The sequence below is a fragment of the Sulfitobacter faviae genome (assembly GCF_029870955.1).
Taxonomy (GTDB): domain Bacteria; phylum Pseudomonadota; class Alphaproteobacteria; order Rhodobacterales; family Rhodobacteraceae; genus Sulfitobacter; species Sulfitobacter faviae.
Genome location: NZ_PGFQ01000001.1, coordinates 1,809,555 through 1,823,345, shown reverse-complemented (window position 1 = coordinate 1,823,345; position 13,791 = coordinate 1,809,555). Strand labels below are relative to the sequence as shown.

General features: G+C 64.2%; 16 protein-coding genes and 2 pseudogenes. 7 read left to right on the top strand and 11 right to left on the bottom strand.

All coding sequences use genetic code 11. The features are described 5' to 3' along the window. The first annotated feature begins 66 nt into the window (after window positions 1–66). The 4 genes and pseudogenes from CUR85_RS09410 to CUR85_RS20150 all read left to right on the top strand — a co-directional run bounded on the left by CUR85_RS09410 (window position 67) and on the right by CUR85_RS20150 (window position 2,384). Complete coding sequence (locus tag CUR85_RS09410; RefSeq protein ID WP_169306054.1) at window positions 67–1,296, top strand: class I adenylate-forming enzyme family protein; 1,230 nt, start codon at window positions 67–69, stop codon at window positions 1,294–1,296. After that, window positions 1,293–1,493, top strand: a pseudogene (locus CUR85_RS20160) (thiolase family protein); the annotation flags it as partial. The gene CUR85_RS09410 and the pseudogene CUR85_RS20160, both read left to right, overlap by 4 nt. 53 nt (window positions 1,494–1,546) lie before the next feature. Then, a pseudogene (locus tag CUR85_RS20155) lies at window positions 1,547–1,810 on the top strand (thiolase family protein); the annotation flags it as partial. Beyond that, a complete protein-coding gene (locus CUR85_RS20150; RefSeq protein WP_343245473.1) occupies window positions 1,797–2,384 on the top strand; it encodes a hypothetical protein in 588 nt (195 codons plus the stop codon). The pseudogene CUR85_RS20155 and the gene CUR85_RS20150, both read left to right, overlap by 14 nt. Before the next feature lie 47 nt (window positions 2,385–2,431). Here the strand turns inward: CUR85_RS20150 and CUR85_RS09400 are convergent, their stop codons facing one another. The 4 genes from CUR85_RS09400 to CUR85_RS09385 all read right to left on the bottom strand — a co-directional run bounded on the left by CUR85_RS09400 (window position 2,432) and on the right by CUR85_RS09385 (window position 5,109). Then, window positions 2,432–2,977, bottom strand: a complete 546-nt coding sequence (locus CUR85_RS09400; protein ID WP_067268563.1) for a biotin transporter BioY — start codon at window positions 2,975–2,977, stop codon at window positions 2,432–2,434. A gap of 61 nt (window positions 2,978–3,038) precedes the next feature. Next, window positions 3,039–3,635, bottom strand: a complete 597-nt coding sequence (locus CUR85_RS09395) for an energy-coupling factor transporter transmembrane component T family protein (RefSeq protein WP_067268562.1) — start codon at window positions 3,633–3,635, stop codon at window positions 3,039–3,041. Next, complete coding sequence (locus CUR85_RS09390; protein WP_067268560.1) at window positions 3,610–4,344, bottom strand: energy-coupling factor ABC transporter ATP-binding protein; 735 nt, start codon at window positions 4,342–4,344, stop codon at window positions 3,610–3,612. The genes CUR85_RS09395 and CUR85_RS09390 overlap by 26 nt, the downstream gene beginning before the upstream one ends. 72 nt (window positions 4,345–4,416) lie before the next feature. Continuing rightward, window positions 4,417–5,109, bottom strand: a complete 693-nt coding sequence (locus CUR85_RS09385; RefSeq protein ID WP_067268558.1) for a COQ9 family protein — start codon at window positions 5,107–5,109, stop codon at window positions 4,417–4,419. Between the two features lie 110 nt (window positions 5,110–5,219). Between CUR85_RS09385 and rpsU the strand changes: the two genes are divergently transcribed. Further along, window positions 5,220–5,426, top strand: coding sequence for a 30S ribosomal protein S21 (gene rpsU / locus CUR85_RS09380; RefSeq protein ID WP_007118112.1), 207 nt, complete (start codon window positions 5,220–5,222; stop codon window positions 5,424–5,426). A 255-nt stretch (window positions 5,427–5,681) separates the two neighbouring features. On the opposite strand, the gene CUR85_RS09375 is transcribed toward rpsU, so the two are convergent. After that, on the bottom strand, window positions 5,682–6,140 hold the full coding sequence (locus CUR85_RS09375) for an Lrp/AsnC family transcriptional regulator (RefSeq protein ID WP_067268556.1): 459 nt from the start codon (window positions 6,138–6,140) through the stop codon (window positions 5,682–5,684). Window positions 6,141–6,278: 138 nt separating this feature from the next. Between CUR85_RS09375 and ald the strand changes: the two genes are divergently transcribed. Next, the gene (gene ald, locus CUR85_RS09370; RefSeq protein WP_067268554.1) at window positions 6,279–7,397 is read left to right on the top strand and encodes an alanine dehydrogenase; all 1,119 of its coding nucleotides are present in this window, start codon (window positions 6,279–6,281) and stop codon (window positions 7,395–7,397) included. A gap of 62 nt (window positions 7,398–7,459) precedes the next feature. Here the strand turns inward: ald and mscL are convergent, their stop codons facing one another. After that, complete coding sequence (gene mscL / locus CUR85_RS09365; RefSeq protein ID WP_067268553.1) at window positions 7,460–7,891, bottom strand: large conductance mechanosensitive channel protein MscL; 432 nt, start codon at window positions 7,889–7,891, stop codon at window positions 7,460–7,462. 122 nt (window positions 7,892–8,013) lie between these two features. Then, window positions 8,014–8,964 (bottom strand): histidine kinase dimerization/phosphoacceptor domain -containing protein, encoded by a 951-nt coding sequence (locus tag CUR85_RS09360; protein ID WP_343245472.1) that lies wholly within the window; start codon window positions 8,962–8,964, stop codon window positions 8,014–8,016. Here CUR85_RS09360 and CUR85_RS09355 point away from each other — a divergent pair. Beyond that, window positions 8,905–9,069, top strand: coding sequence for a hypothetical protein (locus CUR85_RS09355; RefSeq protein WP_156505690.1), 165 nt, complete (start codon window positions 8,905–8,907; stop codon window positions 9,067–9,069). The two genes, CUR85_RS09360 and CUR85_RS09355, sit on opposite strands and share 60 nt — an antisense overlap. A gap of 253 nt (window positions 9,070–9,322) precedes the next feature. Here the strand turns inward: CUR85_RS09355 and CUR85_RS09350 are convergent, their stop codons facing one another. From CUR85_RS09350 to pheS, 4 genes are read right to left on the bottom strand one after another with little or no spacing between them, the layout of a single operon-like run. Then, on the bottom strand, window positions 9,323–9,766 hold the full coding sequence (locus CUR85_RS09350; RefSeq protein ID WP_067264490.1) for a YtoQ family protein: 444 nt from the start codon (window positions 9,764–9,766) through the stop codon (window positions 9,323–9,325). A gap of 20 nt (window positions 9,767–9,786) precedes the next feature. Next, complete coding sequence (pheT, locus tag CUR85_RS09345; RefSeq protein ID WP_067264493.1) at window positions 9,787–12,183, bottom strand: phenylalanine--tRNA ligase subunit beta; 2,397 nt, start codon at window positions 12,181–12,183, stop codon at window positions 9,787–9,789. After that, window positions 12,180–12,719 (bottom strand): hypothetical protein, encoded by a 540-nt coding sequence (locus CUR85_RS09340; RefSeq protein WP_136720221.1) that lies wholly within the window; start codon window positions 12,717–12,719, stop codon window positions 12,180–12,182. Before CUR85_RS09340 ends, pheT begins: the two co-directional genes overlap by 4 nt. Further along, window positions 12,716–13,789 carry a phenylalanine--tRNA ligase subunit alpha gene (gene pheS, locus CUR85_RS09335; RefSeq protein ID WP_067264498.1) on the bottom strand — a complete coding sequence of 358 codons (1,074 nt, stop codon included), beginning with the start codon at window positions 13,787–13,789 and terminating at the stop codon, window positions 12,716–12,718. Before pheS ends, CUR85_RS09340 begins: the two co-directional genes overlap by 4 nt. Window positions 13,790–13,791: the final 2 nt, after the last annotated feature.

Sequence of the window (13,791 nt, the reverse complement as noted above, 5' to 3'; positions counted from 1 at the left end):
CAGCCTAACGGGCGGCCCCGGGGCGTGCACCCGGAATTTGAGAGCCGACGGAAGAGGGAGAGGCGGATGCGCGGGCAAGACAGGTTCAAATGGCATGAGGCCGCGCGGCTTTATGCAGGGGAGCGCGAATTGCCCCGCGCACCCGAAGGCCAGCACAACAGCTTCCGCGCCCTGCCCGCCACTCCGGCCTTCGACGCGCTGGCGGCCCTAACCACAGCGATCACCCAGCAGGCCCCCTTTTGCCTCAGCGACCGGCCCCTGCCCGATGACATCGCCTGCCCGCCCGCTGCCTTTCTCACCCTCACCGGCGGCGCGTCGGGGCGGCCCAAGGCGGTCCGACGCAGCCAAGCCTCTTGGATCGCCAGTTTTGAGGTCAATGCTGACCGTTTCGCCTTTACCCCCCGCGACAGCGTCGCCGTGTTGGGGCAGCTCAGCCATTCGCTATCGCTCTATGCGGTGCTGGAAGCGCTGCATCTTGGCCTCGACGCGCATGTGCTGGCGGATCACGCCCCCCGACGGCAGGCAGAGCGGATCGCCGAGGCCGGGGCGACGACCCTCTATGCCACGCCGACCCAGCTGCGCCTGCTTGCCCGCGCTGCCGCCACCCCGCTGCCATCGCTGCGCTTGGTCCTTTGCGGCGGTGGCGCGCTCGATACGGCAACCCGGGCGGTGCTGGGGCGGCTCTGCCCCCAGGCGGCGGTGCATGTTTTCTACGGCGCGGCGGAGACGAGTTTTATCACGCTGGCCGATGCCAATACGCCCGAAGGCGCGGTGGGCCGCCCCTACCCCGGTGTCGAGCTGCGTTTGATGAATGCGGAGGGTGAACCCGCTACTGATGTTGGTGAGATCTGGGTGCGCAGCCCCTACCTCTTCGATGGCTACGCCCTGGGCCACAGCGATGAGACCCGCTGGCAGGAGGGCTTCGTGACCGTGGGTGAGATGGGCGCGCTGGATGCCAAGGGCAACCTCTGGATCAGGGGGCGGCGGCAGCGCATGGTGCAGATCGCCGACCAGATGGTTTTCCCCGAAACGGTAGAGGCCGTGATCAGCGCCGAAACCGGTCTGCCCTGCGCGGTTCTGCCCCGAGACGATGCGCTGCGAGGGCAGCATCTGGTCGCGGTAGTCGAAGCCACGGCAGGGGAGCCGCGCGCCGAAGAGATCATTGCCCATTGCCGCGCGACGCTCGGGCCCCTCACCTCCCCCCGGCGCGTCTACTTCTGCCCCGACCTGCCCCTGCTGCCCTCGGGCAAGCCCGACCTGCGCGCCCTCTCGGACTGGGTGGAGGGCCAAAGGTGACCCGCGCCTATATCGTCTCGGCCTGCCGCAGCCCGGTCGCCCCGCGCGGCGGTGCGTTGGCACATCTTTCCCTACCCGAGCTTGCCGCGCCGGTCCTTTCTGCTGCCCTTAGCCGCGCGGGGCTGGACCCTGCGCAGGTCGACGAGGTGATTTGCAGCACCGCCCTCGGCCCCGGCGGCAACCCCGCGCGCAGCATCGCTTTGGCCGCGGGGCTGCCCGAACAGGTGGCAGGCTTGAGCATCGACCGGCAATGCGCGGGGGATTGGATGCGCTGGCGCTGGCCCGACAGATGGTCCTTTCCGGTGCCGCCGATATCGTCGTGGCGGGCGGGGCCGAGAGCTACTCTCGCCAGCCGCTGCGCTACCGCACTTTCGCCGATGGCCGCCCGGCTGAGGCCTATACCCAAGCGCCCTTTACCCCATGGCCCGAACGCGACCCCGACATGGCGGAGGCCGCCGCGGCGCTTGGCCGGTCCCAAGGCATTTCCCGCGCAGAACAGGATGACTGGGCCGTGGAAAGCCACGCGAAAGCCCGCGCACAGCCCCCAACCGAAGCGGAACTGGTGCCGCTCGCGGGCGTCTCAACCGATGCCTTCACCCGCCGGCTCCCCCGCGCTTTGCAGCCGGGCCAAGGTGCTTTCCGGCGACATCACCGCCGCCAATGCCGCCGTCGCCGCCGATGCCGCGGCCTTTTGCATCGTCGTGTCAGAGCGGGTGGCAGCGGACCTCGCCCTGCCGAAAGTCGAACTTATCTCAGCGGCGACGAAAGGCAGCATACCCGAAGAACCGGGACTGGCCCCATTGGTGGCCATCGGAGAAGTCTTTCGTCAAAGCGGATTGAAAGCCAGCGGCCTGCACCGCGCCGAGATCATGGAGGCCTATGCCGTGCAGGCCATCGCCTGCGTCACCGGCGCGGAGATCGCGCCGCGGATCGTCAACAGGGGTGGCGGCGCCTTGGCGCGCGGGCATCCGATTGGCGCCTCGGGCGCGATCAATGCGGTGCGGCTTTGGCATGAGTTGGTGGCGCGGGGATCAGGCACCGGCTTGGCGGCGATTGCCGCCGCCGGGGGATCGGCTCTGCCGCGCTGATGCGGCTGTAGCGGCCCGCCCCTTGGGGAGCGGGCCAATCGTTTAGCTTAGCTGCGCGACAGCAGGCTTGCCGGGCGCGCTTTGGCCAGACCGGAGGTGATGAACCCCGCCAGCACAGCCTTGATCAGGTCACCGGGAATGAAGGCTTGAACCAGCAGGGTCGCCTCGACCATCGTTTTGTTCAGCGTCATCATCATGCCGAAGATGCCGAAGGCATAGACCACAAGGATGCCGCCCAAGACCGCCGAAACCCCAGCCGCGAGGCCCACCGGCGCGCTGCGCCACTGGTCCATGATAAAGCCGGTCACGAAAGCCCCGATCGGGAAGCCGACGAGGAAACCCACGGTCGGCGAGGCAAAGACGCCCAGACCGCCACGGCCCCCGGCCAGAAGCGGCAGGCCCAGCGCCACCAGCGCCACGAACAAAAGCGCCGCAAGGCCACCGCGCCATGCGCCCAGCACCGTGCCGCAGAGCATGACGCCCAGCGACTGCGCTGTGATTGGCACGCCGAAGCCAAGCGTGAATTTCGGAATCAGGCCCAGCGCCGCGATCAACGCGGCAAAGAGGGCGATCATGGTCAGATTGCGTTCCATTGGAAGGATCCTTGGGTTGAATTTTCCATTGCCTAGGCCACCCCCCTGCCCCGGTCAAGCATTACAGCCCGCCCCGCGCGCGCAGCGCCTCGGCCACATGTTCGGCGTCGTCGATGGCCAGAACCGTGAAGGGCATCACCACGCGCCAGCCCGCCCGCCTGCGCGACCGCGCCCGCCACGCCAGCGACAGCATCTGCCCCTTGGCCGCCAGCACCGGGGTGAAACGCACCACCAGCGCCACGGCCAACTCAAGGCTGCGCGTGCGCAGCCCGAAACGGCGCAGCGGGGCGGCGAGCCAATGCACCACCCCCATCATATCGCTGAGCTTGGTGGTCATGGTGACGAGGTTCGCAAGCCCCACGGCGGTGACCATCCGTAGCGCGATCACAAGCCCCGCCTCCGCATCGTCGGTCAGGACATGCCACAGCAGGATCAGCCCGACGAAAGGCCAAAGCATCCACAGACGCCCCAACCCGGCCCGCAGGAAGGCCCGCCCCGGCAGGGCATAGAGCAGCAGCATCCCAGCGCAGAAGAGGATTTGCCAAACCGGCTCCTCCACCCCGAAGAGCAGCAGCGTGGCCACGCAGAGCGCCCCCAGTTTGGCCCCGGCGGGCCAGCCATGGGCGCGGGTTTCAACCGGCGAGGTCAGAGAGATCATCGCTCGCCCCCAATTCCTTCATCCGCGTCTCAAAGGCGCGCAGCACCGGGCGGGCGCTGCCTTGCTGAACGACCTCGCCGCGCTCCAGCCAGAGAACGTGATCGTATGCCGCCACCGCCGCCGGATCGTGGGTGATATGGACCAGCGTCAGGTCCAGCCCCGCCAAAACCCGTTCGAGGTGCAACCGCGTGGGGATGTCGAGCCCGGCAAAGGGTTCGTCCAACACCACCACCCGCGGCTGCATCGCCAAGACTGCCATCAGGCAAACCAACTGCCGCTGCCCTTGGGAGAGTTGGTGAATCGACGCCTGCGCCCAATGGCGCTTGTCGAATTGACCAAGGATCGCCGCCACGCCCCGCGCGGCCTCGGCCTTGGATTGGCCCATCTGCCGCAGACCAAAGGCGATTTCCTCTTCCACGGTGGGAAAGATGATCTGATGGTCCGGGTTCTGAAACAGGATGCCCACCGCCCCGATCGCGCGGCGGCGGTCACGGGCCACATCGACCCCGGCAATCCGCACCTGCCCTTCATCGGCAGCCACCAGCCCCGACAGAACCCGCGCGAAAGAGGTCTTGCCCGAGCCGTTGCGGCCCACGATGCCGATCCGCGCGGCATCTGAGCTCAGGCTCACGCCCCGCAGCACCGGCGCGCCGCCGGGGGTGTAGCTGATGCTGTCAATATCGATGAGCGGAAGGGTCGGGTTGGTCATCGGGTGCCTGTGGTAAAACCGGGTGCCCCGCCCTACCACCTGCCGCGCGGGCGGGGAAGCCCGCAGCGCGCCTTAGCTCGGCGGCGTCCAACGGCCCGGCAGATCGGGGTCACCTTGCCCGCGCGGGGCCTTGATATGGCTCAACAGCCAGTTCGGCCCGGCCATGAGACGGCTCAGCGTCGGGCTTTCGCGCACATGGGATTTGAGCTTTTCGATCTGCATCACATCGTCGATGCGCCGGTCGAGGAACGACCATGTCGCCTGATGCCCCTCACTGGCATCCCCCAGCCAGTAAAGCAGCGTGGCCGAATAGACCCCCGACAGCGTGGCCCGTTTGCTGTACCAGTTCACATCCTCCGAGGTATCGCCAAGCGCGGTCCAAATCTTATCGCTGGTCTCCCAGATCAGCCCGGCCCCTTCGGGGGCGTGATGCGGCAGAGCAAACAGTGTGCTGCCCCGGCGGATCGCCTCACGATCCCCCGCTTCGAGCCGCAAGCGCACGGCCTTGGCGATACGGTCCCTGAAGCGCAGCGCCGACAGATCGGCCTGCGTCAAACCTTCGACCATTTTGGCATCGCCGCGCCGGTGATAGGCCACCGCGAGATCGACCGCCCCGCGCGGGCAGACCGCACGGGCCAGCGCCGGGTCCAGACCGCTGTCCTTGATCGCGGCGTTGAAGGTCGCGGGCGACCAGCCGTCAAACGGCACATGCATCAATGCGGCATCCAGCAATTGGTCCTTTGGGTCGGCCTTGGGCGGTGTCATGGCGGGCTCCTATCGGGGCGTGATGGGGTAGACAAACGTGATATAGGCTGTTATAGGCCCATTTCCTGCAATTCCTTGCAACTTTATCCTAGAAAGGTGGTGACAACCACATGCAGGTTAGTGTTCGCGACAACAACGTCGATCAGGCCCTCCGGGCTCTGAAGAAAAAGCTCCAGCGCGAAGGCGTTTTCCGTGAAATGAAGCTCAAGCAACATTTCGAGAAACCGTCCGAGAAAAAAGCGCGCGAGAAAGCTGAAGCGATCCGCCGTGCCCGTAAACTGGCACGCAAAAAAGCGCAACGCGAAGGTATGATGTAAATCATCCCCGCGACACGCGACAGATATAGAACCCCCGGTGCCCATGGCAGCGGGGGTTTTGTTTTGTGGGGGAGCGCAGCGGAGCCGGGCGGCGCCAGACCGCGGGAAGGCGCTCGAAATCCCTTCGATTGGGCAGTTTATGGTAGCTGCGCTTGAGAAATACTTCAGGACGGCACGACCTCAGCAAAAGCGCCAGCCCGTCCGGGCGGTCTGGCGCTGCCCGGCGGCCTTCGGCCTTGATTCCGGGCTTTCCAACTACACCGGCAGCGCGGTGGTCTTGCACACCGTCCTGAGCGCAAAACTCGACTGCATCTGTGCCACCCCCGGCAGCCGCGCCAAATGCTGGCGGTGAATACGGGCGAAATCTTCGGTATTTTCGGCCACGATCTTCAACAGGTAATCCGCCGTCCCGGCCATCAGGTGACACTCCAACACATCGGGAATGCGCGAGACCGACTTCTCGAAGGCCTCCAACACCTCTTCGGCCTGCGCCTGTAGAGTGATCTCCACAAAGACCGTCGTCGGCATATCCAGCTTGCGCGGGTCCAAAAGGGCCACATAATCGCGGATATACCCTTCCTTCTCCAACCGCTGTACACGGCGATGACAGGCCGAGGGTGACAGATGCACCACCTCTGACAGTTCGGCATTGGACATCCGCCCATTGCGCTGCAAAGCCCGCAAAACACGCCGATCAATCTCATCCAAGCCCATATGCGCAATACTTTCGCGTGAGGAAGCAATCCAGCGCGATTATATTCGAAGGATGCGCCCCTTGGCGACCCCAATTTCGCAGCGATATGCACGGCAGATATGATAGCCCTGTCCCACTACGGAGGAGGAGGAACCCCCATGAAAATCGGATGCCCGACAGAAATCAAACCGCAGGAATTCCGCGTCGGCCTGACGCCCAATGCCGCACAAGAAGCCATCGCCCATGGGCATGAGGTTATCGTGCAGGCGGGGGCCGGGGTCGGCGCGGGCTTCGAAGATGCGGATTACACCGCCGCCGGGGCGCGCATCATCGACACGGCCGAGGAGATCTTTGCCACAGCCGACATGATCGTCAAGGTGAAGGAGCCGCAGGCGGGCGAACGCAAGATGCTGCGCGAAGGGCAATTGCTCTTTACCTATCTGCACCTCGCGCCCGACCCGGATCAAACCCACGACCTGCTGGCCTCGGGCTGTACGGCGATTGCCTATGAAACCGTGACCGACCGCAATGGCGGCCTGCCCCTGCTGGCCCCAATGTCCGAGGTCGCGGGCCGTCTGGCCCCGCAGGTCGGCGCATGGACGCTGCAAAAGGCCAATGGCGGGCGCGGCGTGCTGATGGGCGGCGTGCCCGGTGTCGGCCCGGCTAAGGTCATGGTCATCGGCGGCGGCGTCGTCGGCACCCATGCGGCCCGCATCGCCGCGGGCATGGGCGCGGATGTGACCGTGCTCGACCGCTCCTTGCCCCGGATGCGCTATCTCGATGACATCTATGGCGGCACCTTCAAAACCGCCTATGCCAGCGCGGGCAACACCATCGAACTGGCGCGTGAGGCCGATATGATCATCGGCGCGGTGCTGATCCCCGGGGCCGCGGCCCCCAAACTGATCAGCCGCGCGCAACTGTCGGAACTCAAACCCGGCGCGGCGCTGGTTGACGTGGCCATCGACCAAGGCGGCTGCTTCGAGACTTCCAAGGCGACGACGCACCAAGACCCGGTTTATGAGGTCGACGGCATCATGCACTACTGCGTGGCCAATATGCCCGGCGCCGTGGCGCGCACCTCGACCATCGCGCTTGGCAACGCCACCATGCCCTTCATGCTGGCACTGGCCGACAAGGGCTGGAAACAGGCCTGCGCGGATGACCCGCACCTCAAGGCCGGGCTGAACGTCCACGCGGGCAAGCTGACCTATGCCGCCGTGGGCGAAGCGCTTGGGATCGACAGCATCACCGCGGATCAGGCCATCGCGGGCTGAACGTCAGCGGCCAAACAAAAGGCCCGCCAGATTGGCGGGCCTTTCCATTTCGAAAGCAGCGCTCAGCGCGCCTTCAAAGCGTCTCGAATTTCCAGCAATACATCGAGCTGCGATGGGCCGGTCTTGACCTCTGGTGCCACCTCATCCGGCTTTTCCGCTGCCGCCTTCACCCGGTTCACCATCTTCACCAAGATGAAGACCACGAAGGCGATGATGAAAAAGTTGATCACGGCCATCAGGAACGAGCCATAGGCAAAGACCGACGCCCCCGCCTCCCGCGCCTGCTCTAGCGAAGCGGTCGCAGGCACATCGCCCGACAGCACGGCATAGTTATTGGTGAAATCCACCCCGCCGGTGAAAAGCCCGATGATCGGGTTGATCAGATCGGCCACCAGTGACGACACGATCGCTGTGAAGGCCGCGCCGATGATGATACCAACGGCCATGTCCATGACATTCCCCTTGGCGATGAAATCCTTGAATTCTTGAATCACAGTTCTGTCCCTATTCTAAGGCGCGCCGATAACCCCGCCATCACGGTCGATAGTGCGGACTGGCACATAGAACGGTCAATAAAGTTTTACGGTAAATCGCGCGTTTTACGGCCCGCGCCCGTTCAATCCCGAAAACAGACCCGCAAAAGCGCGCCCTCGGGGCTGAAATCGGTCGTCAGACGCCCGTTCAACTGCTCGGCTGCCGTGGCCATCAACATCCGCCCCAGCCCCGTGCTATCGGCCCCCGAGACGGCACTGGCATGGCCGCAGCCATTGTCGCGGCATTCCAGAAGCCAGCCCTCGGCCCCCTCCTGCCGCCGTAGGGAGATTCTGATCTCCCCCGCCCGGTCCCCGGCAAAGGCGTGTTTGATCGAATTGGCCACGAATTCGCTCACGATCATGCCGAGCGCCGAGGCCTGCACGGCCTGCAACTCGCCCGGCTCAGCCGCGCAAAAGATGGTCACGTGGTCCGGCGCGCTGGCAGCGAGGAGCTTGTTCAGCTGTTCGAGGTAGGAGGTGGTTTGCACCTTGCTTCGGCCACCCTGCCCCATCAACTCGCTGTGCAGCGATGCCACCGCGCCGAAACGGCGCTCGACAAGGGCAAGCACATCCTTGGCGTCGGGGTCTTGCACCTTGCGTGTCGCCATGCGCAGCAATGAGGCGATGGTCTGGAACGAGTTCTTAACCCGGTGGTCCATCTCGGCGCGCAGCGCCGCTTCGATGCGGATTTTCTTGCGCAGTTCCAACTGCATCATCACATGGCGCGACAGGGTTTGCAGCGCTTGGCGTTGGAAATCATTCAGGGTCCGCGGCTTGGTATCCAGCACGCAAAGCGTGCCAATCGGCTGGCCGTTCGGCGCGACAAGATTGGCACCGGCATAGAATTTCACCCGAGGGTCGCCAACATAAAGCGGATTGTCCGAGGTGCGCGGATCCGCCCCCATATCCGCGATCTCAGTATAGCCCTCGTCGAGAATGGCATGAGAGCAGACCGATTGATCAAGGGCCGTCTCATGCGGCTCGAACCCGACGCGCGCCTTGAACCATTGGCGCTTTTCATCAACCAGACTGATCAGAGAGACGGGCGTTTCGCAGATTTTGGACGCAAGCTCGACGATATCGTCGAAATCCGCTTCGGCTTCGGTATCAAGAACATCATAGGAATAGAGCGTCTCTAGACGCTCGTCCTGCTCTGCGGGCGTGTCGGCTAAAATGGACCTTCTCCTTCCAAAGTTAACCCGCCGCGCGACTATGGCACGACAGCGGGGGACGGATATGGCCTGCCTTTCGGGGGGCAGATCACGGCTGATGAACCTCCAGCTAGTGAAGGTTTAGTCCGCAAAGCAGCGGCGTCCAGCACGCTACCGAATCGATTCGCGCTTAAACCCTTGATAGATGTTAAATTTTAACGCGGCTAGCCCCGCTGCCGCGTCACCCCGGCAGCGTACCGGTCAAGACATAGCGCAGAATCTCCACCACTTGCGCAGGCTCGGAGGCCACGGCGAGCGCCGCGGCATCGACCTCTTTCAGCGCGTGGGCGTGGTCGGGGCCGTGCAGGATGATCAGCGATTTACCAAGTGCTGCGGCATAGCCCGCGTCGAAGGCCGCGTTCCACTGCTTGTACTGGTCACCAAAACGCACCACGACGACATCCGCCTCGGCAATCGCCTTGCGGGTGCGGATCGCGTTGATCTGTGCGCCCTTACGGTCGTGCCAGAACTTGTCGTCCTCCGCGCCGAGGATCGCCACGCCGCAATCGTCGCTGGCGGCGTGGTCGGTGACGGGCGCGGTAAATGTCACCTCAAGGCTACGCGCCCCCTCGGTGATCTGTTCGCGCCAATCGGTGTGGATTTCACCGGAGAGATAGACTTTCATCGCTTCCGTCCTTCCTTGGTTCAGCCGCGCAGCACGCCGCCGGTGGCCTTGGTCACCTTCTCGACCACCTTAGCACCCACCGCTTCGATGTCTGCGTCTTTCAGCGTCTTGTCGCTGGGTTGCAGGCGCACGGTGATGGCGAGGGATTTCTTGCCTTCGCCAAGGCTGCCGCCGATGAACTCGTCGAAAACGCGCACATCTTCGATCAGGGTCTTGTCGGCACCCTTGGCGGCATTGACCAGCGCCAGTGCTTCCACATCGGCATCGACGACAAAGGCGAAGTCACGCTCGACCGCCTGCAGGTCGCTGATCTGAAGCGCGGGGCGAGTGGCGCCGGATTTGCGCGGCAGCGGCACTTCGGCGGGGTAGAGGGTGAAGGCCATCGCCGGGCCTTTCACGTCCATCGCCGCCAGCACCCGCGGGTGCACTTCGCCAAAGACACCGAGCACCTTCTTGGGGCCGAGGCAGATCTTGCCGTGACGGCCCGGATGCCACCACTCATCAGCGCCGCGCAGGATCTGCACCTTGGCGGGCGCGCCGATGGCGGCCAGCACCGCCTCGGCATCGGCCTTCACGTCATAGACATCCACCGCACGCGCGGCGCCATGCACGTCGCGTGGGCCGGTGCGGCCAACCAGAAGACCGGAGACCATGACCTGCTCCTCGCCCGGCTCGCCGCCGGAGAAGGCAGGGCCAACCTCGAAAAGCGCCATGTCGGCAAAGCCGCGCGCCTGATTGCGGGCGGCAGCTTGCAGCAGGCCGGGCAGCAGGTCGGGCCGCATGTGGCTCATGTCCGAGGAGATCGGGTTCTCCAGCCGCGTCGCATCGGTGCCACCGCCGAACAGCGCCGCCGAGGCTTGGTCGATGAAGCTGTAGCTCACGCATTCGTTGTAGCCGAGCGCTGCGGCGGTGCGCCGGGCGGTCACCACGCGGCGCTGCATGGGCGAGAGCACCGGGCGCGGCACGCCCGTGGTCAGACGCGGCAGCGGCTTGCCTTCGAGCTGCGTCAACGAAGCGATGCGCGCGACTTCCTCGACCAGATCGGCCTCGCCCTGCACGTCCGGGCGCCAGCTCGGCACCTGTGCCATGTCACCGTCGAGCTGGAAGCCGAGCGCGGTCAGCGTCTCGCGCTGGTCGCTTTCGGGGATCGTCATGCCGACGAGCGACTGCACCCGCGCGGCATCAAGCTTGTAGGCGCGCGACGTGTCCGGCACCTGCCCCGCGACCACGACCTCGGAGGCCTCGCCGCCGGCGTGATCGAGGATCATATGCGTGGCAAGCTCCAGCCCCTCGGGCGTGAAAGCCGGATCAACCCCGCGCTCGAAACGGTAGCGCGCGTCCGAGTTGATCTTCAGCGCGCGGCCCGTGTAGGCGATCTGAACCGGGTCCCAATAGGCGCTCTCGACAAAGACGTTCACCGTCTCTTCGGTCACGCCGGTGGCCTCGCCGCCCATGATGCCTGCGATGCTTTCCACGCCGCTGTCGTCGGAGATGACCATCTGGCCTTCCTGCAGGGTGTAGCTCTTCTCGTCGAGCGCCGCGATCTCCTCGCCGCCCTTGGCGCGGTGTACCCGCAGGTTGCCCGCGACCTTGTCGGCGTCGAAGACATGCAGCGGGCGGTTGCGGTCGAAGGTGAAGAAGTTGGTCACGTCCACGAGGAACGAAATCGGGCGCAGCCCGATGGCGCGGAGCCGGTCCTGCAGCCACTTCGGGCTGGGGCCGTTCTTCACGCCTTTGATCAAGCGGCCATAGAACACCGGGCAGCCGTCAAGCGTATCCTCGTCGATGCTGACGGAGATCGGCGAGGCAAAGCTGCCCTCGACCGCATCGCAATCGCGCGGCTTGAGCTTGCCCAGACCCCGCGCGGCGAGGTCACGCGCAATGCCGCGCACGCCAAGCGCATCGGGGCGGTTCGGAGTGATGGCGATCTCGATCACCGGGTCGACTTTGGCGGGATCGTTCTCGGCCAGCCAGTCGATGAAACGGTCACCGGGCTTGCCCGAGGGCAGCTCGATGATGCCGTCATGTTCCTCGCTGAGTTCCATCTCGCGCTCGGAGGCCATCATGCCGAAGCTCTCCACGCCGCGGATCTTGCCGACGCCGATGGTCGTGTCGATGCCCGGCACATAGACGCCCGGCTTGGCCACGACGACGGTGATGCCCGCGCGGGCATTGGGCGCGCCACAGATGATCTGCATGACGCCTTCGTCGGTTTCCACCTGACAGACGTTCAGCCGGTCGGCATCGGGATGTTTCTCGGCCGATTGCACATAGCCGAGGGTGAAGTCGGCAAGCTTCGCCGCCGGGTTCTCGACGCCTTCGACTTCGAGGCCAAGGTCGGTCAGGGCATAGGTGATCTCATCAATCGACGCCGTGGTGTCGAGATGGTCCTTGAGCCAGGAGAGGGTGAATTTCATTTATTTAGTTCCTCAACATCGGTGAGATTGCCGTTGATGCCCGTACCTTGAACAATGTCTTTTCTCATTTCCTTTATCAGCTCCCTACGTGCTTCTCTAAAAGGAATACTCATAGCCATAAAAGCGTCGTACTCCTCCTGCGTGGGCGTTCGACCGAGTTTGTGTAGATGTTGAACCCGCTTACCATTCTGCCAATAGTGGTCGCCGATGTTCGAGTTGAGAAGCTTAAGTGACGCAACCGCGACGTCATCTGGTGCCATTAGGGCCACCTGATCTTGAAAAGGCGATAATTTTTCCATTAGCGCCAAACCAGCAGAAGCTGGATCATCATAGTCTGCGCTCTTATGCTCCTGAAGAACAGCGAGGTATTTCCGATATACAGTAAGACGCTCTCTCCGCAACTCATCTGCCCGCTGTTGAGACGCCTTAATGAAGAAAAGCCATATACCACCGGCGAGTGCTACAAATGGCGAAACTAGTGTAGCAGCAAATCTTGCCCAATCGATAATTTGGAAAACTTCACCGGTCTCATTCACCTACTCAACCCACCATGCAAATTCGGCTGATCCAAGCTCGCAAACCCATAGTGCCGCAGCCAGCGCAGGTCTGAATCAAAGAATGCCCGCAAGTCCGGAATACCGTATTTCAGCATCGCGATCCGGTCGATCCCCATGCCAAAGGCAAAGCCCTGCCATTTCTCGGGGTCGATCCCGCCGGCGGAGAGCACCTTGGGGTGCACCATGCCGGAGCCGAGCACCTCCATCCAGCCGTCACCCTCGCCGATGCGCAGCTGGCCGTCGACCCAGGAACATTGGATGTCGACCTCGGCCGAAGGCTCGGTGAAGGGGAAATGCGAGGCGCGGAAGCGGGTCTTGATGCCGTCGATTTCGAAGAAGGCCGAGAAGAACTCCTCCAGCACCCATTTCAGGTTCGCCATCGACAGGTCCTTGTCGATCGCCAGACCTTCGACCTGATGGAACATCGGCGTGTGGGTCTGGTCATAGTCCGCGCGGTAGACGCCGCCGGGGCAGATGATGCGCAAAGGCGCGCCCTCGGCCTCCATGGTGCGGATCTGCACCGGGGAGGTATGGGTGCGCAGCACATGGGGCGCGCGTTCGTCCCCCTCGGCCCGGTGCATATAGAAGGTGTCCATTTCGGCCCGCGCGGGGTGGTGGCCGGGGATGTTTAGCGCGTCGAAGTTGTACCAATCGGTGTCGATGCGCGGGCCTTCGGCAACGGCAAAACCCATCTCGGCGAAGATCGCGGTCAGCTCTTCGGTGACTTGGCTCACCGGGTGGATGCTGCCTTGACGCTGGTGCCGCGTGGGCAGGGTCACGTCGAGCCATTCGCTGCGCAGGCGCTCGTCCAGCGCGGCATCGGCAAGGGCCGCCTTCTTGGCCGAGAGCGCCGAGTTGATCTCATCCTTCAGCGCGTTCAGCGCGGGGCCCGCGACCTGACGCTCCTCGGGGGTCATCTTGCCCAGCTCGCGCATTTTCAGCGCGACTTCGCCCTTTTTGCCCACGGCGGCCAGCCGGATGTCTTCCAGCGCGGATTCGTCGCCAGCATCGGCGATTTGGCTCAGGTACTTTTGCTTCAGATCGTCCATGA

Excerpts from the sequence above, each read along its gene's own strand:
- pheS (WP_067264498.1), bottom strand. The coding sequence starts at position 13,789 with ATGGACGATCTGAAGCAAAAGTACCTGAGCCAAATCGCCGATGCTGGC.
- CUR85_RS20150 (WP_343245473.1), top strand. The coding sequence starts at position 1,797 with ATGACTGGGCCGTGGAAAGCCACGCGAAAGCCCGCGCACAGCCCCCAA.
- CUR85_RS09350 (WP_067264490.1), bottom strand. The coding sequence starts at position 9,766 with ATGAAAGTCTATCTCTCCGGTGAAATCCACACCGATTGGCGCGAACAG.
- pheT (WP_067264493.1), bottom strand. The coding sequence starts at position 12,183 with ATGAAATTCACCCTCTCCTGGCTCAAGGACCATCTCGACACCACGGCG.
- CUR85_RS09375 (WP_067268556.1), bottom strand. The coding sequence starts at position 6,140 with ATGGGCTTGGATGAGATTGATCGGCGTGTTTTGCGGGCTTTGCAGCGC.
- CUR85_RS09390 (WP_067268560.1), bottom strand. The coding sequence starts at position 4,344 with ATGACCAACCCGACCCTTCCGCTCATCGATATTGACAGCATCAGCTAC.
- CUR85_RS09400 (WP_067268563.1), bottom strand. The coding sequence starts at position 2,977 with ATGGAACGCAATCTGACCATGATCGCCCTCTTTGCCGCGTTGATCGCG.
- ald (WP_067268554.1), top strand. The coding sequence starts at position 6,279 with ATGAAAATCGGATGCCCGACAGAAATCAAACCGCAGGAATTCCGCGTC.
- CUR85_RS09355 (WP_156505690.1), top strand. The coding sequence starts at position 8,905 with ATGCGGCTCGAACCCGACGCGCGCCTTGAACCATTGGCGCTTTTCATC.
- CUR85_RS09385 (WP_067268558.1), bottom strand. The coding sequence starts at position 5,109 with ATGACACCGCCCAAGGCCGACCCAAAGGACCAATTGCTGGATGCCGCA.
- CUR85_RS09395 (WP_067268562.1), bottom strand. The coding sequence starts at position 3,635 with ATGATCTCTCTGACCTCGCCGGTTGAAACCCGCGCCCATGGCTGGCCC.
- CUR85_RS09410 (WP_169306054.1), top strand. The coding sequence starts at position 67 with ATGCGCGGGCAAGACAGGTTCAAATGGCATGAGGCCGCGCGGCTTTAT.
- rpsU (WP_007118112.1), top strand. The coding sequence starts at position 5,220 with ATGCAGGTTAGTGTTCGCGACAACAACGTCGATCAGGCCCTCCGGGCT.